The sequence below is a fragment of the Pseudomonas citrullilanati genome, assembly GCF_030580855.1.
Taxonomy (GTDB): Bacteria; Pseudomonadota; Gammaproteobacteria; order Pseudomonadales; family Pseudomonadaceae; genus Aquipseudomonas; species Aquipseudomonas citrulli.
Window position 1 is genome coordinate 38,484 of sequence record NZ_JAUQOP010000006.1, and the last position, 16,323, is coordinate 54,806.

Here is a 16,323-nt window from a genome sequence, read left to right on the forward strand (position 1 = left end):
TGACCGGGAAGGACATCAGACTAGTCGAGACTGGCCTTAATGGTTTTCTTCGTGCGCCATCGACAGGTAGACGATGGTCAGCATCATGAAGATGAAGGCCTGCAGGGTGATGATCAGGATGTGGAACACAGCCCACGCCCACTGCAGGACGACGCCCAGGCCGCTGAGCCACAACAGGCCGCTGCCGAACATCACGGCGATCAGGATGAACACCAGTTCGCCGGCGTACATGTTGCCGAACAGACGCAGTGCCAGGGAAATCGGCTTGGCGATCAGGGTCACGAATTCCAGGAGGAAGTTCACCGGGATCAGCAGGGCTTGAACCAGGATGTTCTTGCTGCCGAACGGGTGCAGGGTCAGTTCGCCGATGAAGCCGCCGATGCCCTTGACCTTGATGCTGTAGAAAATGATCAGTGCGAAAACCGAGAACGCCATGCCCAGGGTTGCGTTCGGGTCGGTGGTCGACACGGCGCGGAACGGGATGTGGTGGTCGCCGGAGATCAGGATGGCCAGTTGAGGAATCCAGTCGACCGGTACCAGGTCGACGGCGTTCATCAGGAACACCCAGACGAAGATGGTCAGTGCCAGCGGTGCGATCACCGGGCTACGGCCATGGAAGCTGTCCTTCACGCTGCCATCGACGAATTCGACCAGTACTTCAACGAAGTTCTGCAGTGCACCAGGCTGTCCGGAAGTCGCCTTCTTTGCCGCCATGCGGAAAAGGAAAACGAAGATCAGGCCCAATGCGACCGACCAGCCGAGGGTATCGACGTGGAAAGCCCAGAAGCCCATTTCCTTGGCTTCTGCAGCGGAGTGGGCAAAGCCCCAGCCGCCGTTGGGTAGCTGACCGAAGGTCAGGTTCTGCAAGTGGTGCTGGATATAGCCCGAAGCGGTTGTCTCTGCCATGGTTGCCTCAAACGCCCTAAGGTCTCGAAAGTCTTGTTCTCATCAGCAGGGGAGCGAACCAGCTGACCAGTTGGGTCAGCACGAAGACGCCGAATACAGCCAGCGGCGCCAATGGCTTCACACCTGCGAACGTCAATGCAAACAGCACTGCCGTCAAAATCAGTTTCCCCGCTTCGCCGGCATAAAAAGACCGGACGATAGCCTGGGCTGCTCGGGCGCCGGAAAACCGAAAGGCCCTGTGAGCAAAGTAAATATTGGGGAGCAAGGCTATCAGGCCTCCGCAAAGACCCGAGTATCCGGCGACGACACCTTTGCATTGCCAGAGCGCCAATGTGGCGATCAGTACAACGACAAACTGGGTCATCAATACCGGGAAAACTGCCAGACGATGGAACGGCAAGCGGTTTGGCGTGCGGGTTTCCATCGCTTTTGCTCTCCAAGAGTCGGCCGCCATGATTCAATAACTTGGCATAATTTGTGCCGACAAAATGCGCGCAGAGTATAGGGGCGGTTCTGCCCCTATTCAACTGCCGGGTAGTGATTTCCGACTGCGCGCTACAAAGGCAATTGTTTCAGCGAATGTGTGCAAGGACACCTTGCAGCTCATCGAGGGAGTTGTAGCCAATCACCAACTGCCCCTTGCCCTTCTTGCCGTGGCGAATCTGCACCGCAGAGCCCAGGCGCTCGGCCAGGCGCTGTTCGAGGCGGGCGATATCCGGGTCGGGTTTGGGGGGCTCGACAGCGGCCGGCTTGCCGCTGAGCCACTGGCGGACGAGGGCCTCGGTCTGGCGCACGGTCAGACCCCGTGCGACAACGTGTCGCGCCCCTTCAACCTGTTGATTTTCCGGCAAACCGAGCAATGCCCGGGCATGCCCCATCTCCAGATCGCCGTGGGACAACATGGTCTTGATGACCTCAGGCAATGCGATCAGGCGCAGCAGGTTGGCCACGGTCACGCGGGACTTGCCCACCGCCTCGGCCACCTGTTGCTGGGTCAACTGGAATTCCTGTTGCAGGCGCTGCAAGGCCACCGCTTCTTCGACCGGGTTGAGGTCTTCACGCTGGATGTTCTCGATCAGCGCCATGGCGATGGCGGCTTCATCGGGCACGTCGCGGACCATGGCCGGAATGGTCTCCTGGCCGGCCTGCTGGCTGGCGCGCCAGCGGCGCTCACCGGCGATGATCTCGAAACGGCCATTGGCGATCGGGCGCACCACGATCGGCTGCATCACGCCCTGGCTCTTGATCGACTGGGCCAGTTCTTCCAGCGCCTGCGGGTCCATGTCCCGGCGCGGCTGGTATTTGCCGCGCTGGATCAGGTCCAGCGGCAAGTGTTGCAACTCGCGCTGATCCGCCTGCACGGCCTGTTCTTCCAGCGAACTGACCGTGGGACCGCTGAGCAGTGCATCCAGTCCACGTCCGAGACCTCGTTTCTTGACGGCCATGGGGGTTCCTTAAGTTGGCTGGGCTGCAGCGGTGCGTGGGTTGCGGCGCTGGCGGCGAACCATCTCGCCGGCCAGGGCCAGGTAGGCCAGCGCACCACGGGATTGTTTGTCGTAGGCCAGCGCCGGCATGCCGTAGCTCGGCGCTTCGGCCAGGCGGATGTTACGCGGGATGACGGTGTCGTAGAGCTGCTCGCCGAAGTGTTCCTTGAGCTGGGCCGAGACATCGTTCATCAGGCTCAGGCGCGGGTCGTACATGGTCCGCAGCAGGCCTTCGACCTTCAGCTCGGGGTTCAGCAGCTCGGCGATGCGCTTGATGTTATCCACAAGGTCGCTCAACCCTTCCAAGGCGAAGTATTCGCACTGCATGGGGATAATGACCCCATCGGCCGCCACCAGGGCGTTGAGCGTCAGCATCGACAGCGACGGCGGGCAGTCGATCAGGATGTAGTCGTAGTTCTCCCGGATCGGCGCCAGCGCGCTGCGCAGGCGGCTCTCCTTCATCTGCATTTCCAGCAGGACCACTTCGGCCGCCGTCAGGTCGCGGTTGGCCGGCAGCAGCTGGTAACCGCCGTGCTCGGAAAAGTGCATGGCCTGGCCCAGGTCGCATTCACCGATCAGTACGTCGTAGATGGAGTTTTCCAGGCCATGTTTATCCACACCGCTACCCATGGTGGCGTTGCCCTGTGGATCGAGATCGATCAGCAGCACCCGGCGCTTGGTCGCGACCAGGGATGCTGCGAGGTTGATGCAGGTGGTGGTCTTGCCCACGCCACCTTTCTGGTTCGCTATCGCGAATACCTTAGCCATTCTTGCTTGTGTTCCCAATCATGCCGTGCGGCGCAGTATCAGCAGATGGCGTTGGCCTTGGCAACCGGGTACGGCCAGGGCGTGTTCGCTATCGAGGTGGAAGTCTGCCGGCAATGCTACCAGCTCATCGGCCGGATGAACGCCCTTCATTGCCAGCCAGCGCGTATTGGCGTCGCCCAGGTGGCGCGTCCAGTTGCTGAAGTTCTCCATGCTGCTGAACGCCCGGGAAATGATCCCGTTGAACGGCTCCGCAGGCTGGAACGCCTCGACGCGACTGTGGATAACTTGCAGGTTATCCAGCTTGAGTTCGAGTTTGACCTGGGTCAGGAAGCGGGTTTTCTTGCCGTTGCTGTCCAGGCAGGTCACTTGCGAGTCGGGAAACAGGATCGCCAGCGGAATGCCCGGCATGCCGCCGCCGCTGCCGACATCCAGCCAACGACCGTTTTCGATGAAGGACATGACGCTGAGGCTGTCGAGCAGATGGCGCGAGACCATTTCATCCGGATCGCGCACGGCGGTCAGGTTGTAGGCCTTGTTCCACTTGATCAACAGCGCCAGGTAGCCCAGCAACTGGGCGTGCTGGGCTTCGGTCAGGCTGACGCCAAGCTGCCGGGCACCTGTGGATAACTCTTCGGCGTGTTGCGAGGTGACCATCGAACTCAAGCGCTTTGCTCCAACTGGCGGCCCGCGCCGCGTTTTTTCAAATGAATCATCAACAGGGAAATGGCCGCCGGGGTCACGCCGGGGATGCGCGAGGCCTGGCCCAGGGTTTCCGGACGGGTCGCACCGAGCTTGCTCTGGATCTCCTTCGACAGGCCGGAAATGCTCGTGTAATCGATATCCACAGGCAGTTTGGTGTCTTCGCTGGCACGCAGACGGGCGATTTCGTCCTGCTGGCGGTCGATATAGCCGGCGTATTTGGTCCTGATCTCGACCTGTTCGGCCACCTGTGGATCCTCAGCGCCCTGGCCGGTCACCTCCACCAGCCCGGCGTAATCGATCTCCGGACGGCTCAGCAGGTTGAGCAAGTTGTACTCGTGGGTCAGCGGTGTGCCGAATTTCGCCGCAATGGCATCGCCCTGTTCGGTGCCGGGACGAACCCAGGTGCTTTTCAGGCGTTGTTCTTCCAGCTCGATGCCTTCGCGTTTCTGGCAGAACGCGGCCCAGCGCACATCATCGACCAAGCCCAGCTCACGACCTTTCTCGGTCAGGCGCAGGTCGGCGTTGTCCTCGCGCAGGATCAGGCGATATTCGGCCCGGGAAGTGAACATCCGGTACGGTTCCTGGGTGCCCAGGGTAATCAGGTCGTCCACCAGCACCCCGATGTACGCTTCATCACGACGCGGGCACCAGCTGTCCTTGCCCTGGGCACGCAACGCGGCGTTGGCGCCGGCCAGCAAACCTTGGGCGCCGGCTTCTTCGTAACCGGTGGTGCCGTTGATCTGCCCGGCAAAGAACAATCCGCCGATGACTTTGGTTTCCAGGCTGTACTTCAGGTCACGCGGATCGAAGTAATCGTATTCGATGGCGTAGCCCGGGCGAACGATGTGGGCGTTTTCCATGCCGCGAATCGATTGCACGATCTGCAATTGCACATCGAACGGCAGCGACGTGGAAATCCCGTTCGGGTACAGCTCGTGGGTGGTCAGGCCTTCGGGCTCGATGAAGACCTGGTGGCTTTCCTTGTCGGCGAACCGATGGATCTTGTCCTCGATCGACGGGCAATAGCGCGGGCCGATGCCTTCGATCACGCCGGAATACATCGGCGAACGATCCAGGTTGGCGGCAATGATCTCGTGGGTCCGGGCATTGGTGTGGGTGATCCAGCAACTCACCTGCCGCGGGTGTTGTTCTTTCGACCCCATGAACGACATCACCGGAATCGGCGTATCGCCCGGTTGCTCGGTCATCACCGAAAAATCCACGGACCGGCCGTCGATGCGTGGGGGCGTCCCGGTTTTCAGGCGTCCCACCCGCAGGGGCAGCTCACGCAGGCGCTGGGCCAGGGCGATGGACGGCGGATCGCCGGCGCGCCCTCCGGAATAATTCTGCATGCCGATGTGGATAAGTCCGCCGAGAAAGGTCCCGGTGGTCAACACGACCGATTCGGCGAAGAACCGCAGGCCCATCTGGGTCACGACACCGCGTACCTGGTCCTGTTCGACGATCAGGTCATCGGCCGCTTGCTGAAATATCCACAGGTTCGGCTGGTTCTCGAGGATTTCACGCACGGCGGCCTTGTACAGGACGCGGTCGGCCTGGGCACGCGTGGCGCGGACCGCGGGGCCCTTGCGGCTGTTCAATACACGAAACTGGATACCGCCTTTATCGGTGGCCATGGCCATCGCGCCGCCGAGGGCGTCGATTTCCTTGACCAGATGGCTTTTGCCAATGCCACCAATGGCAGGGTTGCAGCTCATGGCACCGAGGGTTTCCACGTTATGCGTCAGCAGCAGGGTCTTGGCCCCCATGCGTGCTGAGGCCAGTGCTGCCTCGGTACCGGCATGACCGCCGCCGATGACGATCACTTCAAAACGGGAAGGGAAATCCACCACGCACCTCGTGCCTGCTTAATTCAGGTAATTCGGAAATTAGGTTGTCGACTCTGGCCCATGGGCGTTTTTCGAGCCAGGTCGGCAAGTATAGGGACTTCGCCCTTTCTAAAGAACCCTTTGCACAAAATTTAACCAGCTGTGGAGAACTCGCGGTTAAAAAAATTAAAAAGAAAGAAATTTATAAAATCTTTGTTTTTATGTTTATTCTTAGGCACCGCCCTATCTGTGGATAAACCTCTGAAAGCCTTAATTATCCTGATGTACAGAGATTCAAAACCCTGTGCCCAGGTCGCCATGAGGGGTTGGGATAACCGGTGTAAGCCTGTGGATGGATCAGGTGGTTATCCACAGAGGCGGTTATCTTCAGCTTTGGAGGCGGTTTATCAACGGACCTCAAGACCAGTTATTCACAGGGCTCATTCGGTCTTTCGACCGTCTGTGGAAAAGGGATTGCCAGTGAAAAGCTTGGGGCGGGCGCCATAGGGCTATTGTGAGAAGTCGTAACAGAAGCTAATAATAGCCATTATCATTAGCGACCCCTGTCCTATGCCCCCGTCTTCCCACAATGCGGCGATCGAGCAAATCTACGAGCAACATCACTCGTGGCTGTACGGGTGGCTCAAGGGCAAGTTGCATAACGCCTGCGATGCTGCGGACGTCGCCCATGACACCTTCGTGCGCCTCCTTGGTGCCCGCCATGGCGCGCAGATCCGCGAACCGCGGGATTACCTGGCCACGGTGGCCCGGGGCCTGGTGATTGATCGCTATAGAAGAAACGCCATCGAAGCGGCCTACCTGGAATCCCTGGCAACGCGACCTGAAGCCACGGCGATCAGCGAAGAAGACAAGGCACTGGTCATCGAGACCCTCGTCGCTGTGGATAAAGCCTTGGCGGGCCTGGGCGCACGCACTCAACGGATCTTCATGTTGTCGCAGATCGACGGGCTGACTTATCAACAGATCGCCGTGAACCTGAAGGTGTCCCTGACGACCGTGAAAAAGCACATGGTGCGCGCCCTCACCGAATGCGCACTGGTCATGGCCGAACACTGATGCCTGCCCGTCCAGATCGCAAAACGGTTGAACGAGCCGCTAGTTGGTACGTGCAGTTCCAGGACCAGCCGCCCTCCCATGCCGAACACAAGGCTTGGCAGGACTGGCTCGACAGCGATCCCGCCCACCAGGCCGCGTGGCACCAGATCGAACAACTGCAGCGGCACCTGGGTGCGCTGCCCCCGGACCTTTCGCGTCGCGCATGGGGCACCGGGCAGCATCGGCGCCAAGTGCTCAAGCTGCTGTTGCTACTGGGCGGCACCGGTTATGTGGGATGGAACCTCCAGGAACACAGGCCATTGGCCTCGTTCTGGGCCGACTACAAGACGGCCGTGGGACAGCGCCGCATCATCGACCTGGCGGATGGAAGCCGGGTCCATCTCAATACCGAGACCGCCATCGACGTGTCGTTCGATGCTCACCGGCGCCTGATCCGGCTGTTCAGCGGCGAAATCCTGGTCCAGACCGGCAAGCTCAAGGACGCACGACCCTTTTTTGTCGAGACAGGCGATGGCCGTATCGAGGCGCTGGGCACGCGATTCACCGTACGCCAATTGGCGGGCCGGACCCGAGTGGGCGTGCTGGAAGATCGGGTGAGGGTGGCCCCGGATGGATCCCTGGGCGGCGCCGGCATCCTCAGCGCCGGCGAGCAGGCGGACTTCAACGGCCAGGGCATGGGCGCTGTCCATGCTTATTCCGCCTTGCAAGCGGCCTGGGTAAACGGCCAGCTCATCGTCCTCGATGCGCCCTTGGGGGACGTCATCGAAGAACTGGGCCGATATCGACCCGGTGTCCTGCACTGTCAGGAGCGCGCCCGGTCGTTGCGGGTGTCCGGTACGTTGCGCCTGGATGCCACGGATGCCGTGCTGGCCAACCTCCAGGCAGCGCTGCCCATCCAGGTCCGCTACTTCACCCGCTATTGGGTGTCGATCACGCGGGTTGACCAGGCCTGATCCGGGAAGCGGAGAAATAAATCACACGACAGGGTTATCTTTTTTTGCGCTGAAACGGCCCTTCAGGTAATTGCGATCACCTCCAGGGCTTATCCACACATGCGTCTTCCTACATTCCGCCAACGTTTTTTCCCGCATTGCATCGCCTACAGCCTATTGATGACCACTGCCGCGAGCGGTCTGCTGGTAGCCTCCAACGCCTTCGCCAATACCGCCACACAGCATTACGCCATTGCGTCCGGCTCGCTGGATAGCGTCCTGAGCCAGTTCGCCGCCAAGGCCAATGTCATTCTTTCGTTCTCTCCACAACAAACCGGCCAGCGACACAGCCCGGGGTTGAGCGGTGATTACTCGGTCGAGCAGGGATTCGTGCAGTTGTTGCAGGGCTCGGGGCTCCAGGCCGTGGCGCAGGCACCCGGCAGCTACACCTTGTACGTACTGCCGACAGAGCAATCCATGGAACTGGCCCCCACGAGCATCAATGCACAGGCGGCCAACCCCATGGACCTGGATTACGCCGCCGACGTGGGCTACAAGGCGCAAAACAGTCGGATCGGTACGAAAACCAGCACACCGTTGTCTGAAACGCCGCGCTCGGTGTCCGTGGTGACCGGCCAGCGCATGAAAGACCAGAAATCCCAGACCCTGACCGAAGTCCTGGGTTACGTCCCGGGCATCTTTGCCCCACCGTTCGCGGCGGGCGACAGCCTGGCCGGCGACCTGTTCTACATTCGCGGCTTCAACGCCACGGACTACGGCTATGGCCTGCTCCGCGATGGCTTGCGGGTGCAAGGCAACCGCTATGACACCAGCTCCGAACCCTATGGCCTGGAGCGCGTCGAGGTGTTCCGGGGGCCTTCATCGCTGCTGTACGGTGAGAATGCGCCGGGGGGCCTGGTCAATCTGGTCAGCAAGCGCCCGACCGCTGTGCCCCAGGGTGAGGTGCAACTGGGCTATGGGACCCACAACCGGCGCCAGATCGGTGTGGATGTTTCCGGGCCCCTTGCCGACAACGACAACATCCTCGGTCGAATCGTGATGTTGGGCCGTAATGCCGATACCCAAACCGACCATGTTCCGGATGACCGTCTCTATATAGCGCCGTCGTTGACCCTGAATTTCGATGATTTCAACACGCTGACCCTGCTGGCCAGCTATCAGAAAGATCACACCAACATGGAGCTCGGGCTACCGGCCGCCGGGACGCTGCTGAGCAACCCGAACGGCCAATTGGACAAGGACGCCATGCTCGGCGATCCGGACTGGAACACCTTCGAGCGGGAAACCTGGAGCACCGGCTACGAATACAGCCATCGCTTTAACGACGACTGGCAGCTGCGCCAGAACTCGCGCTACCTGCAGTCGCGCATCACCCGCCACGAAACCTGGCCGGGCAATTTGAACAATGGCGGTTTTGGGCGCCGGGTGAACGTCACTGCCTATGACCGGTTCAACAAATCAATGGTGTATTCCCTGGATAACCAGCTGGAAGGCAAGTTCAAGGTCGGCGGCCTGGAAAATACCCTGCTGTTTGGTGCCAGCTATGACCGGACCTCTTTCAATCAGGATTGGAATGCTGGTTTCGTCGGCCCTGTGGATATCTATGACCCGGTATACACAGGCGATCCGAAAACGCCGATCGCGGTGCAGAACACGTTGCTCGAACAGCAGATGAAAGGGGTTTATACACAGCTGCAGAGCAAGTATGACCACTGGTTGTTCCTGCTGGGCGGTCGCCAGGATTGGATCGACAGCGATTTTCGCGACAAGGTCGCCAGCGCCGGGAATATCAGCTCGAAGGACAAGAAGTTCACCTATCAGGGTGGGCTGATGTACCAGTTCGACAACGGCATGACGCCCTATGTCAGCTACTCCACGGCCTTCGTACCCGTGCAGCAGATTTCCAATGCCGGTACCCCGCTTGAACCGATCACCAGCAGCCAGTACGAAATCGGCCTCAAGTACGAGCCCATTGGCTGGGATAGCGCTTTTACCGCTTCCCTCTACGACTTGCGCAAGAAGGACGACACCTACTTCGATGCCACCACGTCCACCTATCGCCAGGTGGGTGAAAGCCGTGCCAAAGGCGTGGAACTGGAGCTCAACAGCAACCTGACGCCGGCCCTGAATGTCACGGCGTCCTACACCTACACCGACGCCCGGGTGACCGAGGATGCGGCGACTTCCCTGGTAAAAGGGCACCAGATGACTGGCGTGCCTCGTAATCAGGCGTCTTTCTGGGCCAAATATCGTTTCCTGGAAAGCGACCTGAAAGGTTTGTATGTGGCAGGCGGTGTGCGCTATTTCGACAGTGCATTCGCCTACACCTCGCCCACCTTGTACGGAAAGCTCGATGCTGGCGACGTCACCTTGGTGGACGCTGCCATCGGCTACCAGGTGGATACGCATTGGAGTGTCGACCTGAACGCCAAGAACCTGTTCGACAAGGAGTATGTGTCGGGCTGCAACGATGCGGGACGTTGCTACTGGGGCGAAGACCGGACGCTACTGGGCACCGTTTCGTACAACTGGTAGGTTAAAAAAAGGGGCTGTGGATAAATTGTCCACAGCCCTTTTTCATTTGCCGATGCAAAAGCTGGAAAAGATCCGCCCCAATAGGTCGTCGGAACTGAAAGCCCCGGTGATTTCCCCCAGCGAATGCTGGGCCTGGCGCAAATCCTCGGCGAGCAGTTCACCGGCACCGGCCAGGGTCAGTTGGGAGCGACCGTGCTCCAGGGCGGCGCTGGCGTGGCGCAAGGCTTCCAGATGCCGGCGCCGGGCGCTGAAGCTGCTTTCCGAGGTTTGCTCGTAGCCCATGCAGGCCTTGAGGTGTTCGCGAAGCAGCTCAAGGCCGTCCCCTGCCGATTTCGCGCTCAGGCTGATGGTCACGTGGCCATCCTCGCTGACTTCCAGTGCGATCGCTTCCCCCGTCAGGTCGGCCTTGTTGCGGATCAGCGTGACTTTCGCCGGGTCCGGTCGCACTTCCAGGAACTCAGGCCACAAGGCAAACGGATCGTCCGCTTCCGGCGCAGTGGCATCTACCACCAACAACACGCGATCCGCTTCGCCGATGGCCTTCAGTGCCCGCTCGACGCCGATCTTTTCCACCTGGTCGTCGGTATCGCGCAGCCCTGCGGTATCCACCACATGCAGGGGCATGCCGTCGATGTGGATATGTTCGCGCAGGATGTCCCGAGTGGTGCCGGCGATGTCCGTGACAATCGCCGCCTCACGGCCGGCCAGGGCGTTCAACAGGCTGGATTTGCCTGCGTTTGGGCGACCGGCGATCACCACGGTCATGCCGTCGCGCAACAAGGCGCCCTGCCCGGCTTCGCGCAGTACTGTGGATAACTCATCGCGAACCTTGTCGAGCATCGCCAGCACATGGCCGTCGGCGAGGAAATCGATTTCCTCTTCCGGAAAGTCGATCGCCGCCTCGACGTAGATGCGCAGGCCGATCAACTGCTCGGTCAGGTTATGCACACGTTGGGAGAAGGCGCCCTGCAAGGAACGCAATGCATTGCGCGCGGCCTGTGCGGAACTGGCCTCGATCAGGTCGGCAATGGCTTCGGCCTGGGCCAGGTCGAGTTTGTCGTTGAGGAAGGCGCGCTCGCTGAATTCGCCCGGGCGGGCCAAGCGACAGCCCAGCTCCAGGCAACGCTTGAGCAGCATGTCCAGCACGATCGGGCCGCCGTGACCTTGCAGTTCCAGCACATCTTCGCCGGTGAACGAATTCGGACCCGGGAAATACAGGGCCAGGCCTTCATCCAGCACCTGCTGGTCTTCACTGAAGAACGGACCGTAGTGCGCAAACCGCGGCTTGAGCTCACGCCCACTGATTGCCTTGGCCGCGGTGCTGGCCAACGGTCCTGAAATACGGACGATGCCGACACCGCCACGGCCTTGGGCGGTGGCAACGGCAGCGATGGTTTCACGCGGTGCGCTCATAAACCGGAATCCAGACAAAAGTGGCAGATAGCAAAACGCCCCACTGGGGGGCGTTTAGTGTGGTTATCCACAGAGCAAGTTACGCCTCGGCTTTTTTCGTCGCCGCTTCGATCTTACGCGTGATGTACCACTGCTGGGTGATCGACAACACGTTGTTCACAACCCAGTACAGCACAAGACCGGCCGGGAACCACAGGAAGAAGAAGGTGAAGATGATTGGCATCATTTTCATGACCTTCGCCTGCATCGGATCCGGAGGAGTCGGGTTCAACTGCTGCTGGATGAACATGGTCGCGCCCATGATGATCGGCAGGATGAAGAACGGGTCCTTGATCGACAGGTCGGTAATCCACAGCATGAACGGCGCCTGACGCATTTCCACGCTTTCGAGCAGTACCCAGTACAGCGACAGGAACACCGGCATCTGCACGAGAATCGGCAAGCATCCACCCAGCGGGTTGATCTTCTCTTTCTTGTACAGCTCCATCATGGCCTGGGACATTTTCTGCCGGTCATCGCCATGCTGTTCTTTCAGTGCCGCCAGTTTCGGCGCCACTGCACGCATGCGAGCCATGGATTTGTAGCTGGCAGCCGACAAGGGGAAGAAAAGCCCCTTGATCAACATGGTCAGGAAGATGATCGACCAGCCCCAGTTACCGACGATGCTGTGGATATGTTGCAGCAGCCAGAAGATCGGCTGGGCAATGAACCACAGGAAACCGTAGTCCACGGTCAATTCCAGGCCTGGGGACAACTGTTTCAACACCGCCTGGCTCTTCGGGCCGGCGTACAGGATGGCGCTGGTTTCGGCCTTGGCACCTGGCGCAGCGGTCAGGGCTGGGCCGGTGTAGCCGATGATGTAGTTGCCTTTGCTGTCCTTGCGCGTCTGGACGACGTTGCTTTCGCCCTTCTGCGGGATCCACGCGGTCACGAAGTAGTGCTGCAGCCAGGCAACCCAACCGCCCTGGACGGTTTCCTTGAGCTGCGCCTTGTCCATGTCCTTCATGGACACTTTCTTGTATGGCTCCGAACTTGTCCACAGGGCGGCGCCCAGGTAGGTCGCGGTGCCGGTGGCGGTGCTGGAGGAAGGATCGGAACTGGCGTCACGCTTGAGCTGCGCGAACATCGCGCCGGACCATGGCTGGGCGCTCTGGTTGTCGATCAGGTAGGAGACGGTCACGTCGTACAGGCCACGTTTCAGGGTGAAACGCTTGATGTAGTTGACGCCATCCTTGCTGAACTTCAGGTCCACGACCAATTGGTCCTGGCCGTCAGCCAGTTGATAGGTCTTCTTCTCGGCAGCGTAGATCGGGCGACCGGCCGGGTTTGCATCCGGGCCATTGCTGCCGATCAGGCCGCTCTGGGCCAGGTAGGTCCGCTCGTTGCCGTTGTCGAACAACTGGAACGGAATTTCCGGGTGGTCCTGGCGACGGGGATACAGCGGCAACTTCAACTGGGCGATGTCACCACCCTGTGGGTCGATTGCCAGCTCGAGCACGTCCGTCTTGACCTGGATGAGATCCTTGCTGGCAGCCACCGGGGCTTCGGCAGGTGCGCTGGCATCGCTTGCCGCGCGCGGGATGTCGTCATTGCTGGCAGCGGTGTTGCCAACAGGAGCATCCGGCAGGCTCGGTGCGGTATTGCTGGCTGCAACATTCTGAGTCGGCAGGGCAGCCTGGCCATAGTCCTGGTTCCATTTAAGGACCATGACGTAGGACACGATTGCCAGGGCGACGATCAGGATCGTGCGTTTGATATCCATGATTACTCGGCCATCGAAGAAGAACGGGAGGTAGGGATAGGCGGAACCGGGTCATAACCGCCGGGATTCCACGGATGACAGCGACCTAAACGACGAAAGGTCAGCCAGCCACCGCGCAGAAGGCCATGATTTTCTATGGCTTCATACGCGTAGCAGGAACAACTGGGGTAGAAACGACAGTGGTTGGCCATCAAGGGACTAATGGCGTAGCGGTAAAACTGGATCGGAACGAGTGCCAGTTTACGCATCTGGACTGTCTACCCCTACAGTTTCGGTGTCGGCTGCTGGTACCGGCTTGTTACGGGCCAGGCGCTTCCAGAGCTTGCCGAAATGCTGAATCAATTCGGGGTTTTCTACGTCACCCAAACCTTTGCGCGCGACGATAACAATGTCCCATCCGACCAGTGAATCCTGGTTCAGGCGGAACGATTCGCGCATCAGACGTTTGAGGCGATTGCGCTGAACGGAGAGCTTGACGCTCTTTTTCCCGATAACCAGCCCAAGTCGGGGGTGATCGAGATCGTTGCCGCGCGCAAGGAGCAGGAGATTCTTCCCCGGAACCTTGCCGGTAGGGGAGTCAAAGACTGCCTTGAAATGCCGGGGGGTAAGCAGACGCTTTTCCCGACTGAAGTCCTGACTCACCTCCAGTGCCGGATTATCAAACTGCCAGACGCGCACGACCTTTGGCGCGACGACGCGACAGGACGGCACGACCGTTCTTGGTAGCCATGCGAGCACGGAAACCGTGGGTACGAGCGCGTTTGATAGTGCTTGGTTGGAAAGTACGTTTCATGTCGTGTTACCTGGTTCGTCCACAACGGGCCGGAATGGCCCCCGTTTTAAGAGACCGGGGATTCTAGAGAAAGCAAGCCTCTAGGTCAATTTCCAACCAACGTTTCCTTTAAATAGATCTCCAGTGGTTCAGGGGCGTGATCCTTCGCTGCCATACATAAAAATAAAGAAGGGAATTATTTAAAGCTTTTCTGTAAAGCTTGTAAAAGCTAGGACCGCCTTCATCTGTGGATAACCCGCCCAAGGCCTTTTAGCACGCCATGTACAGGGAATGACAACTACACGGGAAACCGGTGTTCAGGCTGTGCTGCGCTGTCGGATAAGCTGTGTGTGGAAGGGGTAGTTATCCACAGCTGGCTTATCCACCGACTTCAACCCCCACTTGTCCCACGACCTCATGGCTGGTTATCCACAGAGCTTATCCACTGACCGCCGGTCGCCTTTCCTGCTGTTAAGGCATTGATAAATCATGGGCGAACAGCAACCTGCATGTGGATAAGTGCGCGCCTGACCGCTACAATGGCCGCTTGTTTTTGCCTCACCGGCTTTCAACTTAGGGGATGTCCGTGTCAGTGGAACTTTGGCAGCAATGCGTGGAGCTTTTGCGCGATGAGCTGCCTGCCCAACAATTCAACACTTGGATCCGTCCACTACAGGTCGAAGCCGAAGGCGACGAGTTGCGTGTCTACGCGCCGAACCGTTTCGTTCTCGACTGGGTCAACGAAAAGTACCTGGGCCGGGTCCTCGAACTGCTCGATGAGCATGGCAATGGCCTGGCACCTGCGTTGTCCTTGTTAATAGGCAGCAAACGCAGTTCGGCCCCCCGTGCGGCCCCCAATGCGCCGCTGGCGGCGGCAGCCTCCCAGGCCCAGGCCGCCGTGGCGCCAGTCAACCATGCCGCCCCGGCCCCCGCGCCAGCCCCGAGCAAACGCAATGCGCAGAAAGTGGCTGAAGTCAGCGAAGAGCCATCCCGGGACAGCTTCGACCCCATGGCCGGCGCCAGCTCGCAGCAGGCCCCGGTACGCGCCGAGCAGCGTAACGTCCAGGTCGAAGGTGCGCTCAAGCACACCAGCTACCTGAACCGGACCTTCACCTTCGAGAACTTCGTCGAAGGCAAGTCCAACCAACTGGCCCGGGCGGCCGCCTGGCAAGTGGCGGACAACCCCAAGCACGGCTACAACCCGCTCTTCCTCTACGGCGGCGTGGGTCTGGGTAAGACCCACTTGATGCATGCGGTGGGCAACCATCTATTAAAGAAGAACCCGAATGCCAAGGTCGTGTACCTGCATTCCGAGCGTTTCGTGGCCGACATGGTCAAGGCGTTGCAGTTGAACGCGATCAACGAGTTCAAGCGGTTCTACCGCTCGGTGGACGCGTTGCTGATCGACGACATCCAGTTCTTCGCCCGCAAGGAACGGTCCCAGGAAGAGTTTTTCCACACCTTCAACGCATTGCTTGAAGGGGGCCAGCAGGTCATTCTCACCAGTGACCGCTACCCGAAGGAAATCGAAGGCCTGGAAGAACGCCTCAAGTCGCGTTTCGGCTGGGGCCTGACGGTTGCCGTCGAGCCTCCCGAGCTGGAGACCCGCGTCGCGATCCTGATGAAGAAAGCCGACCAGGCCAAGGTCGAGCTGCCTCACGACGCAGCCTTCTTCATCGCCCAGCGGATCCGCTCGAACGTACGGGAACTGGAAGGCGCCCTCAAGCGGGTGATCGCCCATTCCCACTTCATGGGCCGCGACATCACCATCGAGCTGATTCGCGAATCCCTTAAGGACCTGCTGGCATTGCAGGACAAGCTGGTCTCTGTGGATAACATTCAGCGCACGGTGGCTGAATACTACAAGATCAAGATTTCCGACCTGCTGTCCAAGCGCCGTTCGCGTTCGGTGGCTCGTCCGCGCCAGGTGGCCATGGCGTTGTCCAAGGAACTGACCAACCACAGCCTGCCGGAAATCGGCGATGTGTTTGGCGGGCGCGACCATACCACCGTGCTGCACGCCTGCCGCAAGATCAACGAACTTAAGGAATCCGACGCGGACATCCGCGAGGACTACAAGAACCTGCTGCGTACACTGACCACTTGATGACCAGCGCAGCTT

Annotated in this window: 15 protein-coding genes; 4 read left to right on the top strand and 11 right to left on the bottom strand. The window is 59.8% G+C overall.

The genetic code is table 11. From position 1 onward, the window contains the following. Nucleotides 1–36 precede the first annotated feature (36 nt). The 6 genes from atpB to mnmG form a co-directional block, all read right to left on the bottom strand. Complete coding sequence (gene atpB / locus Q6A48_RS06690; protein ID WP_024777786.1) at nt 37–906, bottom strand: F0F1 ATP synthase subunit A; 870 nt, start codon at nt 904–906, stop codon at nt 37–39. Nucleotides 907–922: 16 nt separating this feature from the next. After that, nucleotides 923–1,330, bottom strand: coding sequence for a F0F1 ATP synthase subunit I (locus Q6A48_RS06695; protein ID WP_042727807.1), 408 nt, complete (start codon nt 1,328–1,330; stop codon nt 923–925). Between the two features lie 148 nt (nt 1,331–1,478). Continuing rightward, nucleotides 1,479–2,351 (bottom strand): ParB/RepB/Spo0J family partition protein, encoded by an 873-nt coding sequence (locus Q6A48_RS06700; RefSeq protein WP_304552844.1) that lies wholly within the window; start codon nt 2,349–2,351, stop codon nt 1,479–1,481. A 9-nt stretch (nt 2,352–2,360) separates the two neighbouring features. Then, a complete protein-coding gene (locus tag Q6A48_RS06705) occupies nt 2,361–3,158 on the bottom strand; it encodes a ParA family protein (protein WP_003187199.1) in 798 nt (265 codons plus the stop codon). Nucleotides 3,159–3,176: 18 nt separating this feature from the next. After that, on the bottom strand, nt 3,177–3,812 hold the full coding sequence (rsmG, locus tag Q6A48_RS06710) for a 16S rRNA (guanine(527)-N(7))-methyltransferase RsmG (RefSeq protein WP_304553071.1): 636 nt from the start codon (nt 3,810–3,812) through the stop codon (nt 3,177–3,179). Between the two features lie 5 nt (nt 3,813–3,817). Then, a complete protein-coding gene (mnmG, locus tag Q6A48_RS06715) occupies nt 3,818–5,710 on the bottom strand; it encodes a tRNA uridine-5-carboxymethylaminomethyl(34) synthesis enzyme MnmG (protein WP_304552845.1) in 1,893 nt (630 codons plus the stop codon). 549 nt (nt 5,711–6,259) lie between these two features. Here mnmG and Q6A48_RS06720 point away from each other — a divergent pair. The 3 genes from Q6A48_RS06720 to Q6A48_RS06730 all read left to right on the top strand — a co-directional run bounded on the left by Q6A48_RS06720 (nt 6,260) and on the right by Q6A48_RS06730 (nt 10,254). After that, on the top strand, nt 6,260–6,766 hold the full coding sequence (locus Q6A48_RS06720) for a sigma-70 family RNA polymerase sigma factor (protein ID WP_304552846.1): 507 nt from the start codon (nt 6,260–6,262) through the stop codon (nt 6,764–6,766). After that, nucleotides 6,766–7,719 (top strand): FecR domain-containing protein, encoded by a 954-nt coding sequence (locus tag Q6A48_RS06725; protein ID WP_304552847.1) that lies wholly within the window; start codon nt 6,766–6,768, stop codon nt 7,717–7,719. The genes Q6A48_RS06720 and Q6A48_RS06725 overlap by 1 nt, the downstream gene beginning before the upstream one ends. Before the next feature lie 99 nt (nt 7,720–7,818). Beyond that, nucleotides 7,819–10,254, top strand: coding sequence for a TonB-dependent siderophore receptor (locus tag Q6A48_RS06730; protein ID WP_304552848.1), 2,436 nt, complete (start codon nt 7,819–7,821; stop codon nt 10,252–10,254). Between the two features lie 42 nt (nt 10,255–10,296). Here the strand turns inward: Q6A48_RS06730 and mnmE are convergent, their stop codons facing one another. From mnmE to rpmH, 5 genes are all read right to left on the bottom strand, one after another. Next, nucleotides 10,297–11,667, bottom strand: a complete 1,371-nt coding sequence (gene mnmE, locus Q6A48_RS06735; RefSeq protein ID WP_304552850.1) for a tRNA uridine-5-carboxymethylaminomethyl(34) synthesis GTPase MnmE — start codon at nt 11,665–11,667, stop codon at nt 10,297–10,299. A gap of 79 nt (nt 11,668–11,746) precedes the next feature. Beyond that, nucleotides 11,747–13,429: a membrane protein insertase YidC gene (yidC, locus tag Q6A48_RS06740; RefSeq protein WP_304552852.1), complete on the bottom strand. Its 1,683-nt coding sequence runs from the start codon at nt 13,427–13,429 to the stop codon at nt 11,747–11,749. 2 nt (nt 13,430–13,431) lie between these two features. Further along, entirely contained in the window at nt 13,432–13,677 is a 246-nt protein-coding gene (gene yidD, locus Q6A48_RS06745) for a membrane protein insertion efficiency factor YidD (RefSeq protein WP_080921994.1), read from the bottom strand. Continuing rightward, complete coding sequence (gene rnpA, locus Q6A48_RS06750) at nt 13,670–14,071, bottom strand: ribonuclease P protein component (RefSeq protein WP_304553074.1); 402 nt, start codon at nt 14,069–14,071, stop codon at nt 13,670–13,672. Before rnpA ends, yidD begins: the two co-directional genes overlap by 8 nt. 16 nt (nt 14,072–14,087) lie before the next feature. After that, complete coding sequence (rpmH, locus tag Q6A48_RS06755) at nt 14,088–14,222, bottom strand: 50S ribosomal protein L34 (RefSeq protein ID WP_003213577.1); 135 nt, start codon at nt 14,220–14,222, stop codon at nt 14,088–14,090. Between the two features lie 565 nt (nt 14,223–14,787). Between rpmH and dnaA the strand changes: the two genes are divergently transcribed. Continuing rightward, nucleotides 14,788–16,308, top strand: coding sequence for a chromosomal replication initiator protein DnaA (gene dnaA / locus Q6A48_RS06760; protein ID WP_304552855.1), 1,521 nt, complete (start codon nt 14,788–14,790; stop codon nt 16,306–16,308). Nucleotides 16,309–16,323 lie beyond the last annotated feature (15 nt).